At 73.6% G+C, this 18,866-nt stretch carries 18 protein-coding genes and 1 tRNA gene; 11 read left to right on the top strand and 8 right to left on the bottom strand.

The window, feature by feature from the left end; all coding sequences use genetic code 11:
* The first annotated feature begins 280 nt into the window (after positions 1-280).
* The 4 genes from ACERM0_RS15695 to ACERM0_RS15680 are packed head-to-tail and all read left to right on the top strand — an operon-like array spanning position 281 to position 2,501.
* Positions 281-1,198 carry an LLM class flavin-dependent oxidoreductase gene (locus ACERM0_RS15695; protein WP_373679555.1) on the top strand — a complete coding sequence of 306 codons (918 nt, stop codon included), beginning with the start codon at positions 281-283 and terminating at the stop codon, positions 1,196-1,198.
* 49 nt (positions 1,199-1,247) lie between these two features.
* Positions 1,248-1,853, top strand: coding sequence for a GNAT family N-acetyltransferase (locus ACERM0_RS15690; RefSeq protein ID WP_373679554.1), 606 nt, complete (start codon positions 1,248-1,250; stop codon positions 1,851-1,853).
* A gap of 24 nt (positions 1,854-1,877) precedes the next feature.
* On the top strand, positions 1,878-2,258 hold the full coding sequence (locus ACERM0_RS15685; RefSeq protein WP_373679553.1) for a VOC family protein: 381 nt from the start codon (positions 1,878-1,880) through the stop codon (positions 2,256-2,258).
* A gap of 24 nt (positions 2,259-2,282) precedes the next feature.
* A complete protein-coding gene (locus ACERM0_RS15680) occupies positions 2,283-2,501 on the top strand; it encodes a hypothetical protein (protein ID WP_373679552.1) in 219 nt (72 codons plus the stop codon).
* A gap of 494 nt (positions 2,502-2,995) precedes the next feature.
* Here the strand turns inward: ACERM0_RS15680 and ACERM0_RS15675 are convergent.
* Positions 2,996-3,082, bottom strand: a tRNA-Leu gene (locus ACERM0_RS15675).
* 252 nt (positions 3,083-3,334) lie between these two features.
* Here ACERM0_RS15675 and ACERM0_RS15670 point away from each other — a divergent pair.
* From ACERM0_RS15670 to pknB, 6 genes are all read left to right on the top strand, one after another.
* On the top strand, positions 3,335-4,141 hold the full coding sequence (locus ACERM0_RS15670) for an FhaA domain-containing protein (RefSeq protein ID WP_373679551.1): 807 nt from the start codon (positions 3,335-3,337) through the stop codon (positions 4,139-4,141).
* Entirely contained in the window at positions 4,138-4,605 is a 468-nt protein-coding gene (locus ACERM0_RS15665) for an FHA domain-containing protein (protein WP_373679550.1), read from the top strand. The genes ACERM0_RS15670 and ACERM0_RS15665 overlap by 4 nt, the downstream gene beginning before the upstream one ends.
* Positions 4,602-5,990, top strand: a complete 1,389-nt coding sequence (locus ACERM0_RS15660) for a Stp1/IreP family PP2C-type Ser/Thr phosphatase (protein ID WP_373679549.1) — start codon at positions 4,602-4,604, stop codon at positions 5,988-5,990. The genes ACERM0_RS15665 and ACERM0_RS15660 overlap by 4 nt, the downstream gene beginning before the upstream one ends.
* Positions 5,987-7,390 carry an FtsW/RodA/SpoVE family cell cycle protein gene (locus ACERM0_RS15655; protein WP_373679548.1) on the top strand — a complete coding sequence of 468 codons (1,404 nt, stop codon included), beginning with the start codon at positions 5,987-5,989 and terminating at the stop codon, positions 7,388-7,390. The genes ACERM0_RS15660 and ACERM0_RS15655 overlap by 4 nt, the downstream gene beginning before the upstream one ends.
* Positions 7,387-8,832, top strand: coding sequence for a peptidoglycan D,D-transpeptidase FtsI family protein (locus tag ACERM0_RS15650; protein ID WP_373679547.1), 1,446 nt, complete (start codon positions 7,387-7,389; stop codon positions 8,830-8,832). Before ACERM0_RS15655 ends, ACERM0_RS15650 begins: the two co-directional genes overlap by 4 nt.
* Positions 8,833-8,938: 106 nt before the next feature.
* Positions 8,939-10,759 (top strand): Stk1 family PASTA domain-containing Ser/Thr kinase, encoded by a 1,821-nt coding sequence (gene pknB, locus ACERM0_RS15645; protein ID WP_373679546.1) that lies wholly within the window; start codon positions 8,939-8,941, stop codon positions 10,757-10,759.
* Here the strand turns inward: pknB and ACERM0_RS15640 are convergent.
* From ACERM0_RS15640 to ACERM0_RS15620, 5 genes are all read right to left on the bottom strand, one after another.
* Positions 10,756-11,832, bottom strand: coding sequence for a hypothetical protein (locus tag ACERM0_RS15640; protein WP_373679545.1), 1,077 nt, complete (start codon positions 11,830-11,832; stop codon positions 10,756-10,758). The genes pknB and ACERM0_RS15640 overlap by 4 nt on opposite strands.
* Positions 11,832-12,662 carry a hypothetical protein gene (locus tag ACERM0_RS15635; RefSeq protein WP_373679544.1) on the bottom strand — a complete coding sequence of 277 codons (831 nt, stop codon included), beginning with the start codon at positions 12,660-12,662 and terminating at the stop codon, positions 11,832-11,834. Before ACERM0_RS15635 ends, ACERM0_RS15640 begins: the two co-directional genes overlap by 1 nt.
* A gap of 50 nt (positions 12,663-12,712) precedes the next feature.
* The gene (locus ACERM0_RS15630) at positions 12,713-14,479 is read right to left on the bottom strand and encodes a copper resistance CopC/CopD family protein (protein WP_373679543.1); all 1,767 of its coding nucleotides are present in this window, start codon (positions 14,477-14,479) and stop codon (positions 12,713-12,715) included.
* Positions 14,476-15,108: a zf-HC2 domain-containing protein gene (locus tag ACERM0_RS15625; protein WP_373679542.1), complete on the bottom strand. Its 633-nt coding sequence runs from the start codon at positions 15,106-15,108 to the stop codon at positions 14,476-14,478. The genes ACERM0_RS15630 and ACERM0_RS15625 overlap by 4 nt, the downstream gene beginning before the upstream one ends.
* 196 nt (positions 15,109-15,304) lie before the next feature.
* Positions 15,305-15,997, bottom strand: a complete 693-nt coding sequence (locus ACERM0_RS15620; RefSeq protein WP_373679541.1) for a YcnI family protein — start codon at positions 15,995-15,997, stop codon at positions 15,305-15,307.
* A gap of 138 nt (positions 15,998-16,135) precedes the next feature.
* On the opposite strand from ACERM0_RS15620, the gene ACERM0_RS15615 reads away from it, so the two are divergent.
* Positions 16,136-16,648 (top strand): sigma-70 family RNA polymerase sigma factor, encoded by a 513-nt coding sequence (locus ACERM0_RS15615; protein WP_373679540.1) that lies wholly within the window; start codon positions 16,136-16,138, stop codon positions 16,646-16,648.
* Between the two features lie 16 nt (positions 16,649-16,664).
* Here ACERM0_RS15615 and ACERM0_RS15610 read toward each other — a convergent pair whose 3' ends face one another.
* Together ACERM0_RS15610 and ACERM0_RS15605 are read right to left on the bottom strand one after the other, a co-directional pair.
* On the bottom strand, positions 16,665-17,567 hold the full coding sequence (locus tag ACERM0_RS15610; RefSeq protein WP_373679539.1) for a hypothetical protein: 903 nt from the start codon (positions 17,565-17,567) through the stop codon (positions 16,665-16,667).
* 16 nt (positions 17,568-17,583) lie between these two features.
* Complete coding sequence (locus ACERM0_RS15605; RefSeq protein WP_373679538.1) at positions 17,584-18,768, bottom strand: VLRF1 family aeRF1-type release factor; 1,185 nt, start codon at positions 18,766-18,768, stop codon at positions 17,584-17,586.
* Positions 18,769-18,866 lie beyond the last annotated feature (98 nt).

Genomic DNA, 18,866 nt, shown 5'->3' with positions numbered 1-18,866 from the left:
CGTCCTCCTCACACCATTTCGTTGCGACGCGGTCAACGCGGGCTGGCGAAGCCGCTCTAGTCCGGAGTTCTCACGCGAATACGGCCGAGTAGGCGCTGGCGGGCGGTCTGCGTGGCACCGCGCTGCTCGCGCGCGCTGTCCCGACCGTCAGGGCGGTGGGCGCACGTCATTTCATTGCATTCGCACCCGTTTCCTGCACAACCTCACGACGGCCGCTCCCGGCCGGAGTTGACCCTGCCCGTCGGGGCCGCGGAACATGGCCTCGCACGAGGAGCCGCCGATGCAGTTCGGGGTGCACCTGCCGTTGACGGACTTCGGGCAGGGTCTGCCGAGCTCCGCACAGCTGCGCGAGTACGTGGTCACCGCAGCGGCTCTGGACTACGCCGCGCTGGCGGTCAACGATCACCTGCTCTGGCAGCGACCATGGTTGGACGGCCCGGCCACGCTGACGGCGGTGCACGCACAGGCCGGGAGCATGGCCCTGGTGACGAGCATCAGCCTGCCCGTGGTCCGGCATCCCGCGGTGGTCGCCAAGTGGCTGACCACCCTCGGGTGCCTGACGGACCAGCGGATCGTGGCGGGGCTGGGCCCGGGCTCGTCGGCTGCCGACTATGCCGTCGTGGGGCTGCCGTTCGACCAACGCTGGGCTCGGTTCGACGAGGCGTTCGCGGCGGTCCGGGCCCTGGTCCGCGGCGAAGGTCCCGAGGGGGGCGACTTCTACGACCTCCGGGACGTCCACCTGGCTCCCGTGCCGGAGGTGGCTCCCGAGGTCTGGTTCGGCAGCTGGGGGTCCGAGCTTCGGCTGCGCGCCATGTCACGGCTCGCCGACGGCTGGATGGCGTCCGGCTACAACACCACACCGCAGCGGTTCGCCGAAACACGTCGGCGCCTCGACGCTCATCTGCGCGCGGCCGGTCGTGACCCCACCACGTTCCCCGACCTGATCGCCACCGTCTGGCTGTACGTCAGCGACGACCAGGCGCCGGCCGAGCGCCTGCTGCGGGACGTCCTGGCGCCGATCCTGCAGCGTGATGCCCGGCAGCTGGCCGCCCAGTTGCCGATCGGATCCGCCGACCATTGCATCGAGCTGCTGAGCGCCTACGCGCAGGCCGGCGCCCGACTCCTGCTCCTGTGGCCGATCCACGATCCGGTGCAGCAGCTCCACGTCTTCCACGACCGCGTCACCCCGTGGCTGTGAGCCGCGGCTGCGGGCACGATGTGTGTATGCCGACGGCTCTGGAGGTGTCATGGCCTTCCACGTGGAACCGGCGACGATCGAGCGGTTCGAGGACGTCGCGACCATGCTCGGGCCGAAGAACCCGGCCTCCTCGGTGTGCTGGTGCCTCAGCCATCGTGTCGACTCTCGCACCAACCAGGAGCTCGTCGGGCCGGCGCGAGGCGAGTACGTCAGGTCGCTGTGCGAACGCGCCGTCGCTCCCGGCGTGCTGGCCTACGACGGTGACGAGGTCGTCGGCTGGGCCGCGGTCGCTCCCCGCTCCGAACTACCCTTCGCCCGCTCGACGAAGATCCCCCACGTCGACGACCTGCCGGTCTGGTCGGTCTGGTGCATCCGCGTGCGGCCCGGCCACCGCGGCAGGGGCATCTCCCGTCCGCTGCTCGACGGGGCCGTGGCCTACGCCGCCGCCCGCGGCGCGCCGGCCGTCGAGGGCTACCCCGTCGACAACCAGGGCGCCAAGGTCGACCTCACCATGGCGTACGTCGGCACGCGCGCGCTGTTCGAGCGCGCCGGCTTCACCAAGGCGGCCGACACGACATCCGTCTCCGGCGGCTTCCCCCGCGTCCTGATGCGCCTGCACCTCGATCCGGCCGGGCGCACGACTACGGTCGACTGACGCCGCGACCGTGGAGGTGCAGCCGTGACCGTCCACTTCGTCCAGTGGACCCTCGACGTCCGCGACGTCACGCGGATGGCGCGCTTCTGGTCCGAGGCCCTCGGCTACACGGTCGACGCGGGCGACGACGGGTCGGCCAAGCTCTACCCGCCGGACGAGGCGTCGCCGAGCATGCCGACACTGTGGCTCCAGAACACGGCCACGCCGAAGCAGCACAAGAACCGCAACCATCCCGATCTGCGACCCGTGGACGGTGACGTCGATGCCGAGGTGGAGCGGTTGCTCACGCTCGGCGCCACCCGGGTGGACGTGGGCCAGCGCGCCGACGATCCGTTCGTGGTGCTCGCTGATCCCGAAGGCAACGAGTTCTGCGTCCTTCGCCGCGACCCGCGCAGGACCGACTGAGCGGCGGGACGAGAAGGAGAGGCCATGGCCGCCACACCCGACATCCGGCCGGTCGGTGATCTGCCGGACGCGATCGGGAAGACCGCCGCGCGCGAACTGTCCCGCAACGGCATCATGAGCCTGCAGCAGGTGGCGGACCATTCGGAGAGAGAACTCCTGGCCATCCACGGCGTCGGTCCCAAGGCGATCGCCATCCTCGGCGACGCGCTGGCGGCGAAGGGCCTCGGCTACCGGGCGTCCTGATCGACCGCGACCGCGGGCCACCCACCCCGCGCCGGCCGAGATGGCCGGCGTTCAGGACGGGTGCAGCGTGATCGCCGAGGGGCGCGGAGGCCGTGCGCGGGTTCGACGACTCCCGCGAGAACCTGGCACCCATGGTGGTGGTCGAGGCTCCGTCGGCGTACCGGTTCCTCGACGTCGGTGTCCTGCCGCACGGTCGAGCCAGCGTCGCACCGGTGCAGCACTGGGCCGACCGTGCAGCACTGGGCCGACCGTGCAGCGCTGGGCCGACCGTGCAGCGCCGGGCCGACCGTGACGCGCTGGGCCGACCGTGACGCGCTGGGCCGACCGTGCAGCGCTGGGCCGACCGTGCAGGCGCCGGGCCGACCTCGAGTCGCTGTCTCGCCTCCAACCTCGACGTCCCCCCGGCGTCGCAGGAAACGGAGAACGCCCTCGCGGTGGGCGAGGGCGTTCCGGCGATTCTCGGCGCGAACCGGGCATCGCGGCCCGGTTGCGCCTGGTGGGCGAGGGGGGACTTGAACCCCCATGTCCTTACGGACACACGGACCTGAACCGTGCGCGTCTGCCAATTCCGCCACCCGCCCAGGTGGAGGCGCGGACGGTACCACCCGTCGCGGAAGGTCGGCAACGTGACCCTCGACTGGACAGGCGAGCGCGCCGACGTGCACCCTGCGCGACGATCGGACGGGTGCCCCGGGACAGGGCTGAGCTAGGCTCCGCGCGAACTTCGTTCGAGCGGGCGTAGGTGCCGAGTCGGCTGGGTACCGCACCACCGGGTGGCTCTTGCGCGCCGCCCCGGAAACCCACGTACGAGCCGAGTCGGACACCGGATAGCGATGGGCGTGCTACAGGACTTCGAGCGACGCCTCGAGGGCGCCGTCGAGGGCTTCTTCGCGCGCGCCTTCCGGTCCGGATTGCAGCCCGTCGAACTCGCCAAGGCGCTGCAACGCTACGCCGAGGACAACCAGCACGTCACGGCCGACGGGGTGGTGGTCCCCAACGTCTACCGGATCCACGTCAGCCCGCGTGACCACGACCGGCTGTCGTCGTTCGGTGCGTCGTTGCCGCGCGAGCTCGCCGAGGTGGTGGTGCGCACCAGCACCGACCGGGGCTGGTCGCTGCGCGGGCCGGTGAAGGTCCGCATCGAGGCGCTCGACGAGGTCCGTTTCGGGATGTACGACCTGGCCGGCCGCGTCGAGGTGGTCGACCCCTCGGCACCCTCCGGCGCCCGCCTGCGTGGCGGCTCGCGCGCGCCGTCCGGCGCCCCGGCCAGCGCGCCGCCGCCCACCCGCAGCACGGGCCCACCGCCGGGGCTGGACCAGACCCAGGTGGTCACCCACGCCCGGGCGACCCTGCAGCTGCGCATCGCCAACGGCCCGGGCAAGGGCACCACCACCCCGCTCACCGGCCAGCGGGTGACCCTGGGCCGGCTCAACTCGTGCACCGTGACCCTCGACGACTCGACCGTGTCGCGTGAGCACGCCGCCCTGGTCCGGCGCGGCGAGACGTGGTGGGTCGTCGACCTGAACTCGACCAACGGCACCAGCGTGAACGGGGTGCACGCGGCCGAGCAGCCCGTGGCGCCCGGTGACCGCATCGAGCTCGGCGACGCCGTCGTCGAACTGGTGGAGGGCCGGGAGTGACAGGAGCGCTGCTCACGGTCCTGAAGTTCGGGCTGCTGCTGCTGCTCTACCTCTTCCTCGCGCGCACCCTCCGGGCGGTGGTGGTCGACCTCTACGGCCCCCGTCGCTCGGCGTCGGCACCGGCCCGCCCCAAGGCACCGGCCCCGGCACCCTCACCGCGCAAGTCCCGGAAGATCCCGCGTGAGATCGTCGTCCATCGGCCGGACGGCGGCACGCGGACCCACGGGCTCGGAGGGCATGGCGTGACGTTGGGTCGCTCGTCGGGCGTCGATGTCGTCGTCGACGACGTCTACGTCTCGGACGAGCATGCCCAGATCCTGCCCGACGACGGCGGCTGGTCGGTCCGCGACCTCGGTTCCACCAACGGCACCTACCTCAACGGCGCCAAGGTGACCCGCCCGACCCCGTTGGCCGCCGGTGACCAGCTCCGCCTCGGCAAGACGCGCATCGAGGTACGTCGATGAGGCGCATGGTCGCCACCGGCGGCACCGACGTCGGCCGCGTCCGCGAGGGCAACGAGGACTCCTTCCTCGTCGCGGAGAGCGTCTTCGCCGTCGCCGACGGGATGGGCGGCCACCTCGCCGGCGAGATCGCGTCCGCCACGGCGCTCGGTCCCGTCGAGGCCCTCGACGGCAAGGTGTTCGCCGACGCCGACGACGCCGACGAGGCCCTGCGTCGCGCGATCGTGGAGGCCAACGAGATCGTCTCGCGCATGGCCGAGGAGGAGCCCGCCTATCGCGGCATGGGAACCACGCTGACGGCCGCGATGTTGGAGGGTCGGCGTCTGCACGTCGCCCACGTCGGCGACTCGCGGGCCTACCTGCTGCGCGACGACAAGTTCAGCCAGCTCACCGACGACCACACGCTCGTCCAGCACCTCATCGACGCGGGCCAGATCACGCGCCGGGAGGCCGCCTCCCACCCGCAGCGTTCGATCATCACCCGGGCCATCGGCGTGGCGCGCGACGTCGAGGTCGACTCGATGACGATCGACGTCGAACCGGGCGACCAGGTCCTGTTGTGCTCCGACGGGCTGACCGGGGTGCTCGAGGACGAGGAGATCGCCGAGGAGCTGCGCAGCGGCGAGGACCCCGAGCACGTCATCCAGCGCCTCATCCAGGCCGCCAACGCCCGCGGGGGTCCCGACAACATCACGCTCGTGCTCCTGCGCTGTGACCCCGACGGCCCGGACGAACCTCCGTCTGCCAAACACGGCGGCGCCGCGGCCGCGGCCGGCACGGCCGCTCGCGGCGAGACCACACCGGGGGAGCGTCGCAGCCGCGGCGCTCCCGTCGCGATCAGCACCCGGGACGAGTCACCATCGGGTGACTGGGCCGGCCGCCTGGGCAACTACGGCTCGCTCGGACGCGGTGGCCCGGGCGGTCACACGCCGGCCGACGAGGGCCGCTCGCGTGGCTGGGTCGGCCGGCTCGCGGCCGGTCTGCTGGGGCTGGCGGTGCTGGCTGCCGTCGTCTTCGTCGGCGGACGGTTCCTGCTCAGCCAGCAGTACTTCGTGGGTCTGGACGACGAGCAGGTCGTCATCTATCAGGGCGTCGACTTCTCGATCGGCACCTGGAACCTCGCGCGGGTCGTGGAACGCACCGACCTGACGGTCGACGACGTCCCGGCCTGGTACCGCCCGGCGCTCGAGGACGGCATCCACGCCCCCGACCGGGGCGTCGCCCGCCGCATCGTGGCCGGTGCGCCACGCCGCGACGAGCCCGCCGGCGCGGAGGACGGCATCGGCGGCACCGGCATCGAGGAGGAACCCGCCGGTGCGCAGGACACCGCCGGCGACCCCACCACCGACACGGCGACCGACACCGACGACACGGCCGACCAGCCGTGAGCGCGGCGACCGGGACCGGTCGCGGCGCCGAGCGCCGCTCCGGCAACAAGCTGCGTTCGACCGAGGCACGCCTGCTCGCCTTCGCGGTCGTCATCACCGTGTTCGCCAGCATGCTGCTCGGCTGGTCGCAGGGCCCCGAACTGCCCCCCAGCGCGATCGTCACCGGCGTCGCGCTGACCGTGATCGCGATCGTGGCCCACCTCGTCGTGCGGGCGGTCGCCCCCGACGCCGATCCGACACTGCTGCCCCTCGCGTTCCTGCTCAACGGTCTGGGGCTGGTGTTCGTCAGGCGGGTCGACCTCGCCGCGGGCAGCGACCTCGCCACGACGCAGACGATCTGGACCGCCGTGTCCGTGGCCGCCATGTGCGGGGTCCTGGTCGTGGTACCGGCCGTGCGGCAGCTCTCGCGCTACCAGTACACCTTCGGCCTGGTGACACTGGTGCTGCTGGTGCTGCCGCTGGTGCCCGGGCTGACCGCCGGCGTCATCAACGGCGCGCAGCTGTGGATCGACGTCTTCGGGATGCGCTTCCAGCCCGGCGAGCTGGCCAAGATCACGATGGTGGTGTTCCTGGCCGGCTACCTGGAGCGCAAACGCGCCCTGCTGTCGGTCGCCAACCAGCGTCTCGGCCCGCTGCTGATCCCGGCGCCGCGGCACCTCGCGCCCGTGCTGCTGGCGACGTTCGCGGCGCTGGTGGTGATGGCGGGTCTGCGCGACCTCGGCTCCGCGCTGCTGCTGTTCGGCGCCTTCCTCGCCGTCCTCTACGTCGCCACGGGCCGCCTCGCCTACCCGCTGCTCGGGCTGGTGGCGTTCGCGATCGGGTCCACGATCGCCTACCAGCTGTTCGGTCACGTGCGGGTCCGGGTGTCGATCTGGCTGGACCCGTGGTCCCAGGTGACCGACGCCGGCTATCAGCTCGCCCAGAGTCTGTTCGCGTTGGGCACCGGCGGGCTCACCGGCACCGGGCTGGGCGGCGGGCGCCCCCAGGACGTGCCGTTCTCGTCGACCGACGCCATCTTCGTGGTGGTCGGCGAGGAGCTCGGGCTGCTGGGCGCCACCGCGCTGCTGGTCGCGTTCCTGCTGCTCGTCGTGCGTGGCTACAAGATCTCGCTGACGGCCCGCGACGAGTTCGGCACCCTGCTGGCGCTGGGCCTGACGGTCACGATCGCGCTGCAGACGTTCGTGATCATCGGCGGGCTCACCCGGGTCGTGCCGCTGACGGGCATCACCCTGCCGTTCGTCTCCTACGGCGGCTCGTCGCTGCTGGGCAACTACGTGCTGATCGCGCTGCTGCTGCGGATCAGCGACGAGTCGCGCGGCTCGGCGCGTGGTCGGGTGCTCGACCGTGCGGGCCGCCGGGTCGGCAGCCGGCGCGCCGCCCCCGCCGAGGTCGGCCGATGACCAAGCAGATCGGCCGGGTCGCGACCTTCACCCTCCTGCTGTTCGGGGTGCTGTTCGTCAACCTGAACCTCATCGCGCTGGTGCAGGCCGACGACCTCGCGAACCACCCCGCCAACCGGCGCCTGCTGATCCGCGAGTACCAGATCGAGCGCGGCGCCATCGTGGTCGGCGAGGAGGCGATCGCCCGCTCGCTGGAGACCGAGGGTGACCTGCGCTACCTGCGCGAGTACCCGGGCGGTGAGCTCTACGGGCACCTGACGGGCTACTACTCGTTCATCCTCGGCCGGTCGGGGCTCGAGGCGGCCATGAACGAGGACCTCATCGGGCAGCCGCTCGAGGTGCTGGCCCAGAACCTCGGCGACCTGCTGTTCACCCGCGACCGGGCCGGCAACACCATCGAGCTCTCGATCGTCCCCGAAGCGCAGCAGGCCGCCGCCGACGCGCTGGAGGGCCGCATCGGCGCCGTGGTCGCCCTGGACCCGCGCAGTGGTGCCGTCCTGGCCAGCTACGCCAACCCCAGCTTCGATCCCGGCCCGCTGTCGACCCACGACGCGGCCGCCATCCGCGAGGCCTGGGAGCCGCTTCGCGACGACCCGGAACGGCCGCTGGTGAACCGCGCCATCGCGGAGACCTACCCGCCCGGGTCGACCTTCAAGCTCGTCACCGCGGCCGCCGGGCTGGAGAACGGCCTGTCACCGGAGACGGCGTTCCCGGACGAGGGCACCTACGACGTCCCGCAGACCGCCTCCGACATCGGCAACTTCGGCGGCGGCGACTGCGCCGACGGCGACACGGTCTCGCTCGCCGACGCGATGCGGGTGTCGTGCAACACGGTGTTCGCCCGGCTCGGCGTCGAACTCGGCGACGAGGAACTGATCGGGATGGCCGAACGGTTCGGCTTCAACCGCCAGCCGCCGTACGAGCTGACCGTCGCCCGCAGCGCGATCCCGAAGTCGATGGACCCGCCGTCCACGGCCCAGAGCGCCATCGGCCAGCGTGACGTGCGGGCCACGCCGATGCAGATGGCGCTGGTCGCGGCCGCCCTGGCCAACGGTGGCCAGTTGCTCCAGCCGCACGTCGTCGCCGCCGTGCGCGACCCGTCCGGCCGCCTGCTGCGCGAGACCGGCACGCGGACCTGGAACGAGGGCCGCTTCGACAGCCAGGTGGTGGACGAGACCGTCGCCGACCAGTTGCGCGACATGATGATCGACGTCGTCGAGGACGGCACCGGCACCCGCGCGCAGATCGACGGCGTGACGGTCGGCGGCAAGACCGGCACCGCCCAGACCGGGGGCGCACCGACGGTGTGGTTCGTCGGCTTCGCCGAGGACGAGGTCGCCGTCGCGGTCGTGCTCCCGCAGGCCGGTGACGACGCCACCGGCGGCCAGGTCGCCGCCCCGATCGCCCGTGCCGTCATGCAGGCGGCACTCGACGGGTCCTAGGGGCGTGCGTGCCTGAGAAGTTGCCTTCCCGGCCGTTGCTACGCTCGGCGGCCGCCCCCGCACCCCCGCCCGTTCGCCCTGCCCGAAACCCCGCACGGAGGCCACGGTGACCGAAGGTCGCGTGCTCGTCGGCCGCTACGAACTGCGGCGACCGCTGGGTCGCGGGGGTATGGCCGAGGTGTGGGCGGCGCACGACCGCACCCTCGACCGCGAGGTGGCGATCAAGCTGCTGCTGGACCGCTTCCGCGACGACGAGGCCTTCACCCGCCGCTTCCACGACGAGGCCCGCCACGTCGCCAGGCTCAACCACCCCAACCTCGTGGCGGTCTACGACACCGGCTCCGAGGTGCCCCCGGGCGTCGATCCGGCGTCGGGCATCCGTCAGCCGTTCATCGTCATGGAGCTGGTCGAGGGCCGCTCGCTGCAGCAGGCCATCGACGCCGGCGGGCTGACCGAGGACCGGGCGCTGGAGGTCGTCGCCGACGTCTGCGCGGCACTGCAGTACGCCCACGGGCGGGGGCTGATCCACCGGGACGTCAAGCCGGGCAACATCCTGCTCGCCCACGACGGGACGGTGAAGGTCACCGACTTCGGCATCGCGCGGGCGGTCGGCAACGAGACCGTCACCCGCACCGCCGCGGTCCTCGGCACCGCCGCCTATCTGTCGCCGGAGCAGGCCCAGGGCCTCGACGTCGACGAACGTTCCGACCTGTACTCCCTGGGGGTCGTGCTCTACGAGGCCCTCACCGGCCAGCAGCCGTTCACCGGCGACTCGGCCGTCACCGTCGCCTACCAGCACGTGCAGGAGCCGCCCCGCCCACCACGTGAGCTGGAGCCGTCGGTGTCGCCGGCGGCAGAGGCCATCACCATGCGGGCGCTGGCCAAGAACCCCGCCAACCGCTACCAGAGCGCGGCGGAGATGCGCGACGACCTGCTCAGCGCCCGGGTCGGCGACCCGGTGGCCGCACCGGCCGTGCTGACCGAGGACGACACGGCGCTGCTGAACCCCACCACCGCGGCGCGGCCGCTGCCGTCCCACGAGCAGGAACGGCGTCGCAAGGGCGCGCTGTACGGCGTGCTGGCCGTGCTGGCGCTGCTCGCGCTCATCGGGGGCGCCTGGGCGCTGGCCAGCCTCTTCACCGACGACACCAACCGCATCGCGGTCCCCGACCTCGTCGACCAGACGCTGGAAGCGGCCGAGGAGATCCTCACCCGCCAGGGGTTCGTCCGCGGCGAGGTCACCGAGGAGTTCTCCGACACGGTCGAGGCCGGCCGCGTCATCAGCCAGTCGCCCGACGCCGACACGATGGCGCCCGAGGGCGCGGAGATCGACCTCGTCGTGTCGGTCGGTCAGGAACAGGTCGCCGTCCCCGACCTCGTGGGCATGACCGAGGAGGAGGCCTTCGGTGCCCTGCGCGAGGCGGGCCTGAGCCCGGGACGTGCCACCAGCCAGGCCAGCGACAGCGTCGAGGCGGGACGGATCCTCGCCACCGATCCGGAGGCCGGCACCGAGGTCCCGCTCGGCAGCACCGTCGACTACGTGGTCAGCGCCGGCGAGGAGCGCGTCATCGTGCGGCCGGTGACCAACTACAGCGAGTCCGAGGCACAGTTCCGCCTGGAGGACCAGGGCCTCGAGGTCAACATCCTGCGCGAGTTCTCCGACGTCGTCTCCGAGGGCTTCGTCATCCGCCAGGACCCGCCCGCCGGCACCGAGGTGCGGCGCGGTTCGATCGTCACGATCGTGGTCAGCCGCGGGGCCGAACCGGAGCCCGACCCCGAACCCGAACCGGAACCGGAGCCCGAACCCGAACCGGAGCCGGAACCCGAGCCCGAACCCGAACCGGAACCGACGCCGACGCCGACCCCCACGCCCTCGCCGCCGGACGAGGACGACCCGCCGACCGACGGTGACACCACCGAGGGTTAGGGGGCCGGGCGGGGCGTCGGCGCGTCCAGCGACGTGGCCGCCATGACCCGACGCACCACGGCTCCCAGGGCGGCCAGGCCGGCCGCGCCGGTGAGCGCCACCGCCACCCGCACCGCCCCGACGGGCAGCGGGCCGGGCACGATCGGGCGGGTCAGCGCGCCGAACTGCAACACGGCCCACACCAGCAGCGGGATCCCGGCGGCGGCCGTGACGAGGGCTCCACGGGTGTCGGCACCATCGGCACGCCGCGACAGCGCGAGCCCCATGCCCAGCAGGGCGAGCGTGATCCCCGGCAGGACCAGCAGCATCGGCTCGCCGTCCGCGCCGGCAGGCAACCCGACGACCTTGGTCACGCCGACACCGACCGCGACCACCGCGCCGACGAGTGTCAGCCCCGCCGCCGCCGAGGGGCGCCGCAGCACGACGGCGGCGGCGAGCGCGACGGCCAGCACCACCAGCAGCGCGGAGACCAGCGGCGAGGGCCCCGGCACCCACGACAGCGTCCCGGTGATCTCCACCGTCTGGCCGTCGACCTCGACCGGTACCGTCCAGTCCATCACCGGCTGCGGGCTGCCCGCCGACGGGTCGACCTGGGGCGGCAGGCTCGGGCTCATGAAGTGGATGCGGTGGTCGTGCCAGGCGTAGGTGCCGTCGCTCGCCACCTCCACGAAGACCGGCGCGGCCTCGGCATCCGCGATCGTGGGCAGCTCCACCTCGAGCTCGCCGTAGCGGGCGTCGTTGAGCCACCGCGCGGGAGAGCGCTCGTTGACGAGCACGGTCCCGTCCGGCTCGAACCTGACGTAGGGCTCGCCCTCGTAGCCCGGCACCTCCGCCTGCACGCCCGCGGGCACGGACACGACCAGGAAGGCGTCACCGCCCAGAATCTGCACGTCCAGCGGGGCGTCGGCCGGCTCCACCGCGCCGAGGACGGAGTCGTAGTGGGTCGGGCCGGCGGGGTCGGCGGCCGCGGGCGAGGCCAGCCCGACCAGCAGCACCGCCGTCGCCGTCAGGACACGCAGCCACCGCCGGCGCGCCGCACCGCTGCGTCGCACCGTCGCCTCCATGGACGGCATCAGGCGTCCCCTTCCGGCCCGGCGCCGGGCGTCGACGCGCCCCCGCGTCGTCGCGCGGCGACCAGAGCGGCCACCACGGCCACGAGCACCAGCAGCACGATCAGCGCGACGGAGACACCGCCCTCGTCGGCGGCCTGCTCGCCCGGCGCGGCAGCTTCGTCCGTCGTGGTGTCGTCGGACTCCGACTCCGCGGTGGTCTGGTCGGGGGCCGGCTCGTCGTCGGCGCTGTCACCCGGCTCGTCGGCGGGGTCCTCGACGACCGTGTCGACCGGGTCCTCGGGCCCGTCCTCGTCCGCCGCCGGAACCTCCTCCTCGGGCGGGGGCGGGCTGTCGGGATCGGCGGCCGTCAACGTCACGCCGATCGCGGGGTCCTCGGCGGGCTCGTCGGGGGTGCCGACCCAGCGGTAGCTCGCGTTCTCGCAGCCCTGGAAGACGGCGAGGTAGCGCTCGTCGCCCTCCTCGCCGCTGGCGACGACGTCGAGGTCGAGATCCGGTGCCAGTTCGCCCTCGCCGTCGGCGGTCCACACGACCGCGTCCACCGTGCCGTCGGCGGCGGTCTCCACCTCGGCGGTGTAGCCCTCCGTGTCGGCCACCTCGACCACGCGGAGCCACTCGGGCACCTCCAGGGCGACCTCGAGCGTCGGCTCCTCCTCGCCGCCACCGTCGCCGCCGCACCCGTGCGCCATCGCGAGCGTGATGGTCGCGAGGCTGTCGACGGGCACCTCGCCACCGCGCACGAACGGGTGCGCGGACGCGGGAGCAGCCAGCAGCAGGGTGGCGCCGAGCGCGGCGACCAGGCCGCGACGCCAGGTACGTCGGACGGGAAGCACGTGTTCCTCTTCCTCCGCGGCCGGTGCGGTCGCGGTCTCGGGGAGCTTCGTCAGCGGTTGACGACGACCGGGATGCGGACGTCGGCCTCGGTGAACCGGTCGATCCCGGCCACGACCCGGACCTCCCACTCGCCGGCGAAGCGCAGGTCCTCGATGTTGGCCGTCCAGTGCCCGGGACCGACGAGGAACGGCTCGATCTCGATCGGGCCGATCTGCTGGGGCACGTAGGTCAGCTCGAGGCGCAGGTCCTGGACGTCGCCGGTCGGCTGCCCGGTCTGCTCGAGCACGTAGACGTGGATGGCGTTCAGACCGACCTGGTTCGGGTCGACGACCAGGTCGACGTCGTACTCCTCGGTGAGAGCGACGGTCGTCTGGTAGGCGCCGGTGACGCCGGCCGCTTCCGCGGCCGGCCGCTGCGAGACCAGGAAGCCGGTCAGCAACGCCACGACCAGCACCCCCACGACCTCGACGGCCAGGGTGGTGCGCAACTGCGCCCAGGCCCGGCGGGAACGACGCTCGCGCACGTCCGTGTCGGGCGAGTCGACGTCGACGGCGCCGCCGGCCGGCGCCAGGCGCGCCGCGATGGCCGGTTCCAGGCGCCAGCGGTTGTAGGCGGCGGCCAGCAGCACGACGGCGACGATGGCGACCTTGGCCACCAGCGTCCAGCCGTAGCCGGTGGCGGTCAGTGCCCGCGGAACCCGGACGAGCACGACCGACATGGCGATCCCCGCCGCGCTCAGGGCGACGACGGACCAGAAGGCCACCCGGCTGAAGCGCGCCACCAGGCCGGCGGCGCCGACGGGGTCGTCGTCGAGCCGGCGGGTCCGCACGGCACCGAACAGCAGCACCAGACCACCCAGCCACACGGCGGCCCCGAGCAGGTGCACCAGGTCGGCGCCCATCAGCAGCCACGTGGGCTCGACCGCGCGCTGGTGCCCGTCGAGCAGGTACGAGCCGGCGGCCAGGGCACCGGTCAGGAGCACCTCGAGGTGGGCGCGCGTGCCGCCCTGGTGCGCGTCGCCGAGGCGCTGCCACGCCAGGACGAAGGCGGCCAGTGCCACCAGCCGCAGCAGCGTGCTCTGCCCGAAGGAGCTGAAGACGAGCGTCTCGCCCAGGCCGCCGCCGGGCGTGAAGACCCCGGCCAGGTCCCGTCCCGTGACCGCCACGGTCTGGACCGGGACGGCCAGCAGGCTGGCGACCGCACCGACCACGGCGCCACGCACGGCCCAGGTCCCCACCGCGCGACGGTCGAGCACCGACCCGGCCACCCAGGCCGAGAACGCCGCTGCCCCGGCCGCGAGGAGCACGCCGAGGTAGCTCAGCCCGCGCAGGACGGGCCCGACGGTGCCCGTCCAGGCCTGCCCCGCGCCGCCGAACAGGTCGGCCACGACGGCCTCGTCGACCGGCTCGCCCGCACCGACGGTGAAGGTGAACGTGCCGGCGACCGGGTGGCTGTCGGCCGAGATGACCCGGTAGGTGACCACGTAGCCGCCGTCGGGCAGGTCCGGCGGCAGCGCGACGGCCACCTCGGTGGCGTCGGCGGTGTCGGCGGGCCCGCGGTCCACCCGCGTCGGCGACGAGTCGAAGACGCGAATGCCGTCGGCCGGCACCTGGACCGGCTCGTTGAAGCGCAGCACCACCGTCTCGGGCGGGGTCTGCGCCGCCGTGCCGTCGGCTGGAAGCGTCTCCACGAGCACCGCGTGGGCGGCGGCCGGCACGGCAAGGGCGGTGAGCCACACCAGGGCCAGCAGCGGCACCACCAGCAGGCGGGCCGTCGTCGGCCCGCCTGCCCGGCGCTCGAGGTGGCCCTGGCTCACGCAGTGCTCCCGATCGGCGCGGTGAGCCGTGGGCGCGGCAACCGGCGCGTCAGCGCCCACAGCGCCAGCACACCGACGATCTCCGTCAGGTGCGGCAGTTCCTGCAGCAGTGTCGCGCGGCCGGCCGCCAGGTCCAGCACCCCGGTGACCACGGCCGCGGTCGCGACCACGGCCGCCACCGGCAGCACACCGGCGGCGCGCTCGGGCTGCCAGGCCGCGAACAGCAGCCCGATGCCGAGCGCCAGCTCGAGCGCCCCGAGGTCGCGGCCGACGTGCGCGGCCGGACCGGCGACGCCGAGGACGAGCGGCAGGGCGATCAGCAGCTGCACGGCGCCGGCCAGAGCCACGATCCAGCGCAGCTCCAGCACGCGACGGTCACGCTCGGCCCGTGCCTCGGCCGTCACCGCGGCCAGCACACCGGCCGTCAGGTCGGCCGCCGGGAGCGCCCGGGCCGCGAGCACCCGGTCGTCGAGGCGATCCAGCGACGCGGCGAAGGACGCGCACCCCTCACAGCCCGCGAGGTGGGCGTCGACGGGCCGACCGGCCGGGACGGCCTCGCCGTCGTGGGCGGCCGAGAGTGCCTCCCGGACCTGCTCGCACGGGGAGCCGGTGCGGCGCGCGCTGCGCATGCTGCGTCCTTTCCGTTCGGCCGCCGTCGAGGGTAGGCGGCGCGGGAACCGTCGAGGTGGTCGCTCCAGCCCGCCGTTCGGTTCCCGGGGCGGTGCTGCGAGCGCACGACGGCCCCCGGCCGCTGGGAGCCCGGCCGGGGGCCGACGACGCCGACCCGGCCGGAGGGAGCGACCGGCCGGGCGGCGGGCAGACGTGTCAGCGGCGGCGGGCCACCGCCAGCGCGCCGAGGCCGGCCACGGCGCCGACCAGGCCGAGGGCGAAGGCCACCCAGGTCAGCGATGCGGTGGTCCCGGTCTCCGCAGCCGCGAGGTCGGCGTCGCTGAGGTCCGACGCCTCGGCGGCGTCGTCACCGTGCCCAGCGCCGCCGGTCAGCGTCACGTACGGCGCCGGGCGGTCCAGCTCACCCCACTGCTCGACCGTGTCGGGGATCTCCACCCACGCCGTCTCACCCTCCGTGCAGGTCTGCACGGTCGGGAAGTAGAGGGTCTCGCCGTCCTCGCCGCCGACGCGCAGCGACAGGCCGAACTCGCGGTACTGGTCGCTGGGGAGCTCGGCGCCTGCCTCGGCGGTCCACACCACCTCGCGGACGCCCTCGGTGACGGTCTCGCCGTGCGCGTCGTAGGGCTCGTCGAGTTCGCCGACAACGGTGCGCACGGTCCAGCCCGGCACCTGCTCGGGCGTCGCCGACTGCACGCCGGCGGGCATCTGCACGGCCAGCTCGGTGGTCGCGGCGTCACCGCACCCGTGCGGCACGCGCAGCGAGACGGCGGCGTAGCCGTCGGCCGGCACGGCGTTCGGATTGGCGGTGACGTGGGCGGCGGCGGGGGCCGCGAGCAGGCCGACGAGTGCGGCGGCGGGCAACAGGACGCTGACGAGACGGCGACGCACGAGGGTTCCTCCCAGATTCGGCTGCCGGGGATCGGCATCGCCGCAGTGGTCGTCGCCGCGCACGCTCCGGTTCCACGATCGCCGCGCCCGGCGGCACCTCGTACGCTGGACGGACACCTGTCCCCGGGTCGGGAACCGATGGACGAGCTCACGCGACTGCTACGCGCCGCCGGTGACGGCGACCGTGCCGCGCTGTCCGCGTTCGTCCGCGCGACCCAGGACGACGTGTGGCGGTTCTGCGCGCATCTCGTCGAGCCCGCGGTGGCCGACGACCTGGCGCAGGAGGTCTACCTGCGGGCGATGCGCTCGGCCCCGCGCTTCCGCGGTGACGCGTCGGCGCGTACCTGGCTGCTCGCGATCGCACGCAACGTCGCCGCGGACGAGATCCGCCGGCGGCAGCGCCGTCGGCGGTTGCCCGAGGTCACCGAGCGCGTCGAACCCGACCCTGCCGGCGACGTCGAGCTCCTGGACCTGGTCGGCGCCCTCGACGACGACCGCCGCAGCGCCTTCGTGCTGACCCAGCTGCTGGAGCTCGGCTACGCCGAGGCGGCGGCGGTGTGCGGCGTACCCGTCGGCACCATCCGCTCACGGGTGGCCCGGGCCCGCCAGGACCTGCTCGCGATGCTGGAACCGGTCGACGAGCGGGCCTGACCGTTCGGCGTTCGGGTCAGGCCTCGTCCTGCTCGGCGCGCACGGCACGGGCGCGGGCGTGGTCGCCCAGCTCGTCCAGGAGGTCGGCCTCCACGTCCAGCAGCTCCAGGCGGGCCTCGGCCACCTCCGGGTCGGGGTCGCCCTCGAGCCGGCGGACTGTGGCGTCGAGCACGGCGACGGCCTCGTCGCGCCGGCCGAGCTCGGTGAGCACCTCGGCCCGCTCCCGCTGCGCCGAGGCGAGTTGCGTGCGCGCGGCCGGGTCGTCGGCGGCGCAGAGCTCGACGGCCGCCAGGACCTCGGCCGCCTCGCCGGCGCGGTCCAGTGCACGCAGCGCTGCGGCGCGGATCCGCATCGCCATGGCGAGCTGTTCGGCGCCAAGCGCCTCGGAGGCGTCCAGCTCGCCGATGACGGCGTCGGCGACGGTCAACGCCTCGTGCAGCTCGTCCAGGGCCAGCAACGCGGCCGCGCGGTTGACCCGACCACGCACGACCTGGTCACGGGTCACGGGGTCGTCGGCGTCACCGAACCGGACCACGAGCCGGTCGTAGGCCTCCAGCGCGCCGCGGTGGTCACCCATGGCGTCGAGGCACACCCCGCGGTTGAGCAGCGCCATCGCGACCTCGTGACGCTGGTCCGGGTCGTCGAGGTCCGCCGGGGCCTCCGCCGCGTCGTCGTAGGCCGCCGCGGCCGCCTCCAGCTCACCGAGCTCCGTGAGCAGCAGCGCGCGTTCGAAGCGGGCGAGGAACAGGCTCTCGCGGACGACCGGATCGGCGGGATCCGCGGCCTGCGCCGCCGCCAGCAGCGTCTCGCAGGCCGCGAAGGCGGCGTCCAGGTCCCCGGCCTCGTGCAGTTCGAGGACCTGGTCCGCTTCCGCCCTCAGTCGCCGGGCGACCGCGTCCATGCCCGACGTGTCGCGCATGCCCGGCACGCCGCCGTCACCACCGCAGCAGTGCGGCGACGCCGTCGTACGCGCCCAGCGGCGCCGCCGGGGCCTGCGCGACCGGGGTGATGGCCGCGCCCGTGGCGACGGCCTTCTCGATCATCCGCTCCACGAACAGCGGCTCCTCGTGGAACTCCACGCCCTCGGACTGGGTGAGCTGACCGGTGAGCTCCGGGTGCAGCGTGTCCTCGGACGAGCGGTAGCCGGTCAACTGGAGCCGGTCGTCGAACAGCAGGTGCGCGACCCGGCCCTGGTTGAGGGCGTCGCAGACGTCCAGCAGGCCCAGGGCACCGGCGTTGTTGGACAGCGCCCGGTCCATCACCAGGTCGACCAGTTCGTGTTCGCGCTCCTCGTGGACCGAACGCAGGATCGGCCAGACGCTGGCGGAGATGGCGGCGGGGCTCTGGTGCTCCCAGTCCGAGTCGGCCTGGATGACGCGCAGCCCGTCGGACTCGCCGATCAGGTTCGTCGCGTACTCGCGCACCTGGGCGCTGCCGGCCACCACCAGCCGGTCCCAGCCGTGCTCCTTGGCGGTGCCGACGACCTCGTCGACGAGCGAGCGCAGCCAGCGGTTGCGGTTCTCGTCGACGCGGTTCTCGAACATCTCCTTGTGGTCGACGCCGTGGCCCTGGATCTGCGGGGCGGCCGGCGACGGACCGCTCTTGCGGTCGGCGAGCTGCGCGTCGGTGAGCTCGAACGTGTCGCTGGTCAGTTCCTCGGCTTCACCGACCTTCCAGTGCAGCAGGCGCGAGCCGCTGCGCGAGAGCACGAGGATGCCCGCGGGGCGCCCCTCGTCGACGGCGGCCACGAGCGGACGCAGGAAGGCCCGTTCGTGGTGGATCACGCGCTCCCGGAAGGGGATCTGCAGCGCCACGGAGGCGGTGCGACCCGAGGCCACGCCCACGAACAACGCCCGCCCCTGCCCGTGGGCCTTGGGATCGAGGAGTCGCTCGAGTTCGCCGTCGAGCGCGTCGATGCGTCTCTCCACGGCAGCGGCGAGGTCCTTGTCGCTCTCCGCGAGTCGTGCCTTCAGGTCCCGGACCTGGTTGCGGATCTCGATCGGCTGGGTCGGCTGCGGGTCGGCTGCCTGAGCCGGTGTGTGCCCCACGTAGAACGAGAGCACACCCTGCTCGTCCGTGAAGTCGATGAGGTCGTTGATGAGCGAGTCAGCGAGGTTCATGACGCCGACCGTAGCCCTCGCGCGGGGCGCGTGCGGAGGCGTGCGGCACGGACGGACGACGGGGGGCGCGCGGCGGCCAGCGGGTCGGCCATCGGGAC

Origin of the sequence: Egicoccus sp. AB-alg2, assembly GCF_041821065.1 — a bacterium.
In the GTDB taxonomy this organism is placed as follows: Bacteria; Actinomycetota; Nitriliruptoria; order Nitriliruptorales; family Nitriliruptoraceae; genus Egicoccus.
The sequence above is the reverse complement of the archived record's forward strand: the minus strand, read 5'-3'. Positions and strand labels throughout refer to the sequence as shown.

Coding starts and splice junctions, on each gene's coding strand:
- ACERM0_RS15670 (WP_373679551.1), top strand. CDS start 3,335: ATGGGCGTGCTACAGGACTTCGAGCGACGCCTCGAGGGCGCCGTCGAG.
- ACERM0_RS15625 (WP_373679542.1), bottom strand. CDS start 15,108: ATGCGCAGCGCGCGCCGCACCGGCTCCCCGTGCGAGCAGGTCCGGGAG.
- ACERM0_RS15660 (WP_373679549.1), top strand. CDS start 4,602: ATGAGGCGCATGGTCGCCACCGGCGGCACCGACGTCGGCCGCGTCCGC.
- ACERM0_RS15610 (WP_373679539.1), bottom strand. CDS start 17,567: ATGCGCGACACGTCGGGCATGGACGCGGTCGCCCGGCGACTGAGGGCG.
- ACERM0_RS15690 (WP_373679554.1), top strand. CDS start 1,248: ATGGCCTTCCACGTGGAACCGGCGACGATCGAGCGGTTCGAGGACGTC.
- ACERM0_RS15680 (WP_373679552.1), top strand. CDS start 2,283: ATGGCCGCCACACCCGACATCCGGCCGGTCGGTGATCTGCCGGACGCG.
- ACERM0_RS15695 (WP_373679555.1), top strand. CDS start 281: ATGCAGTTCGGGGTGCACCTGCCGTTGACGGACTTCGGGCAGGGTCTG.
- ACERM0_RS15615 (WP_373679540.1), top strand. CDS start 16,136: ATGGACGAGCTCACGCGACTGCTACGCGCCGCCGGTGACGGCGACCGT.
- ACERM0_RS15650 (WP_373679547.1), top strand. CDS start 7,387: ATGACCAAGCAGATCGGCCGGGTCGCGACCTTCACCCTCCTGCTGTTC.
- ACERM0_RS15605 (WP_373679538.1), bottom strand. CDS start 18,768: ATGAACCTCGCTGACTCGCTCATCAACGACCTCATCGACTTCACGGAC.
- ACERM0_RS15640 (WP_373679545.1), bottom strand. CDS start 11,832: ATGCCGTCCATGGAGGCGACGGTGCGACGCAGCGGTGCGGCGCGCCGG.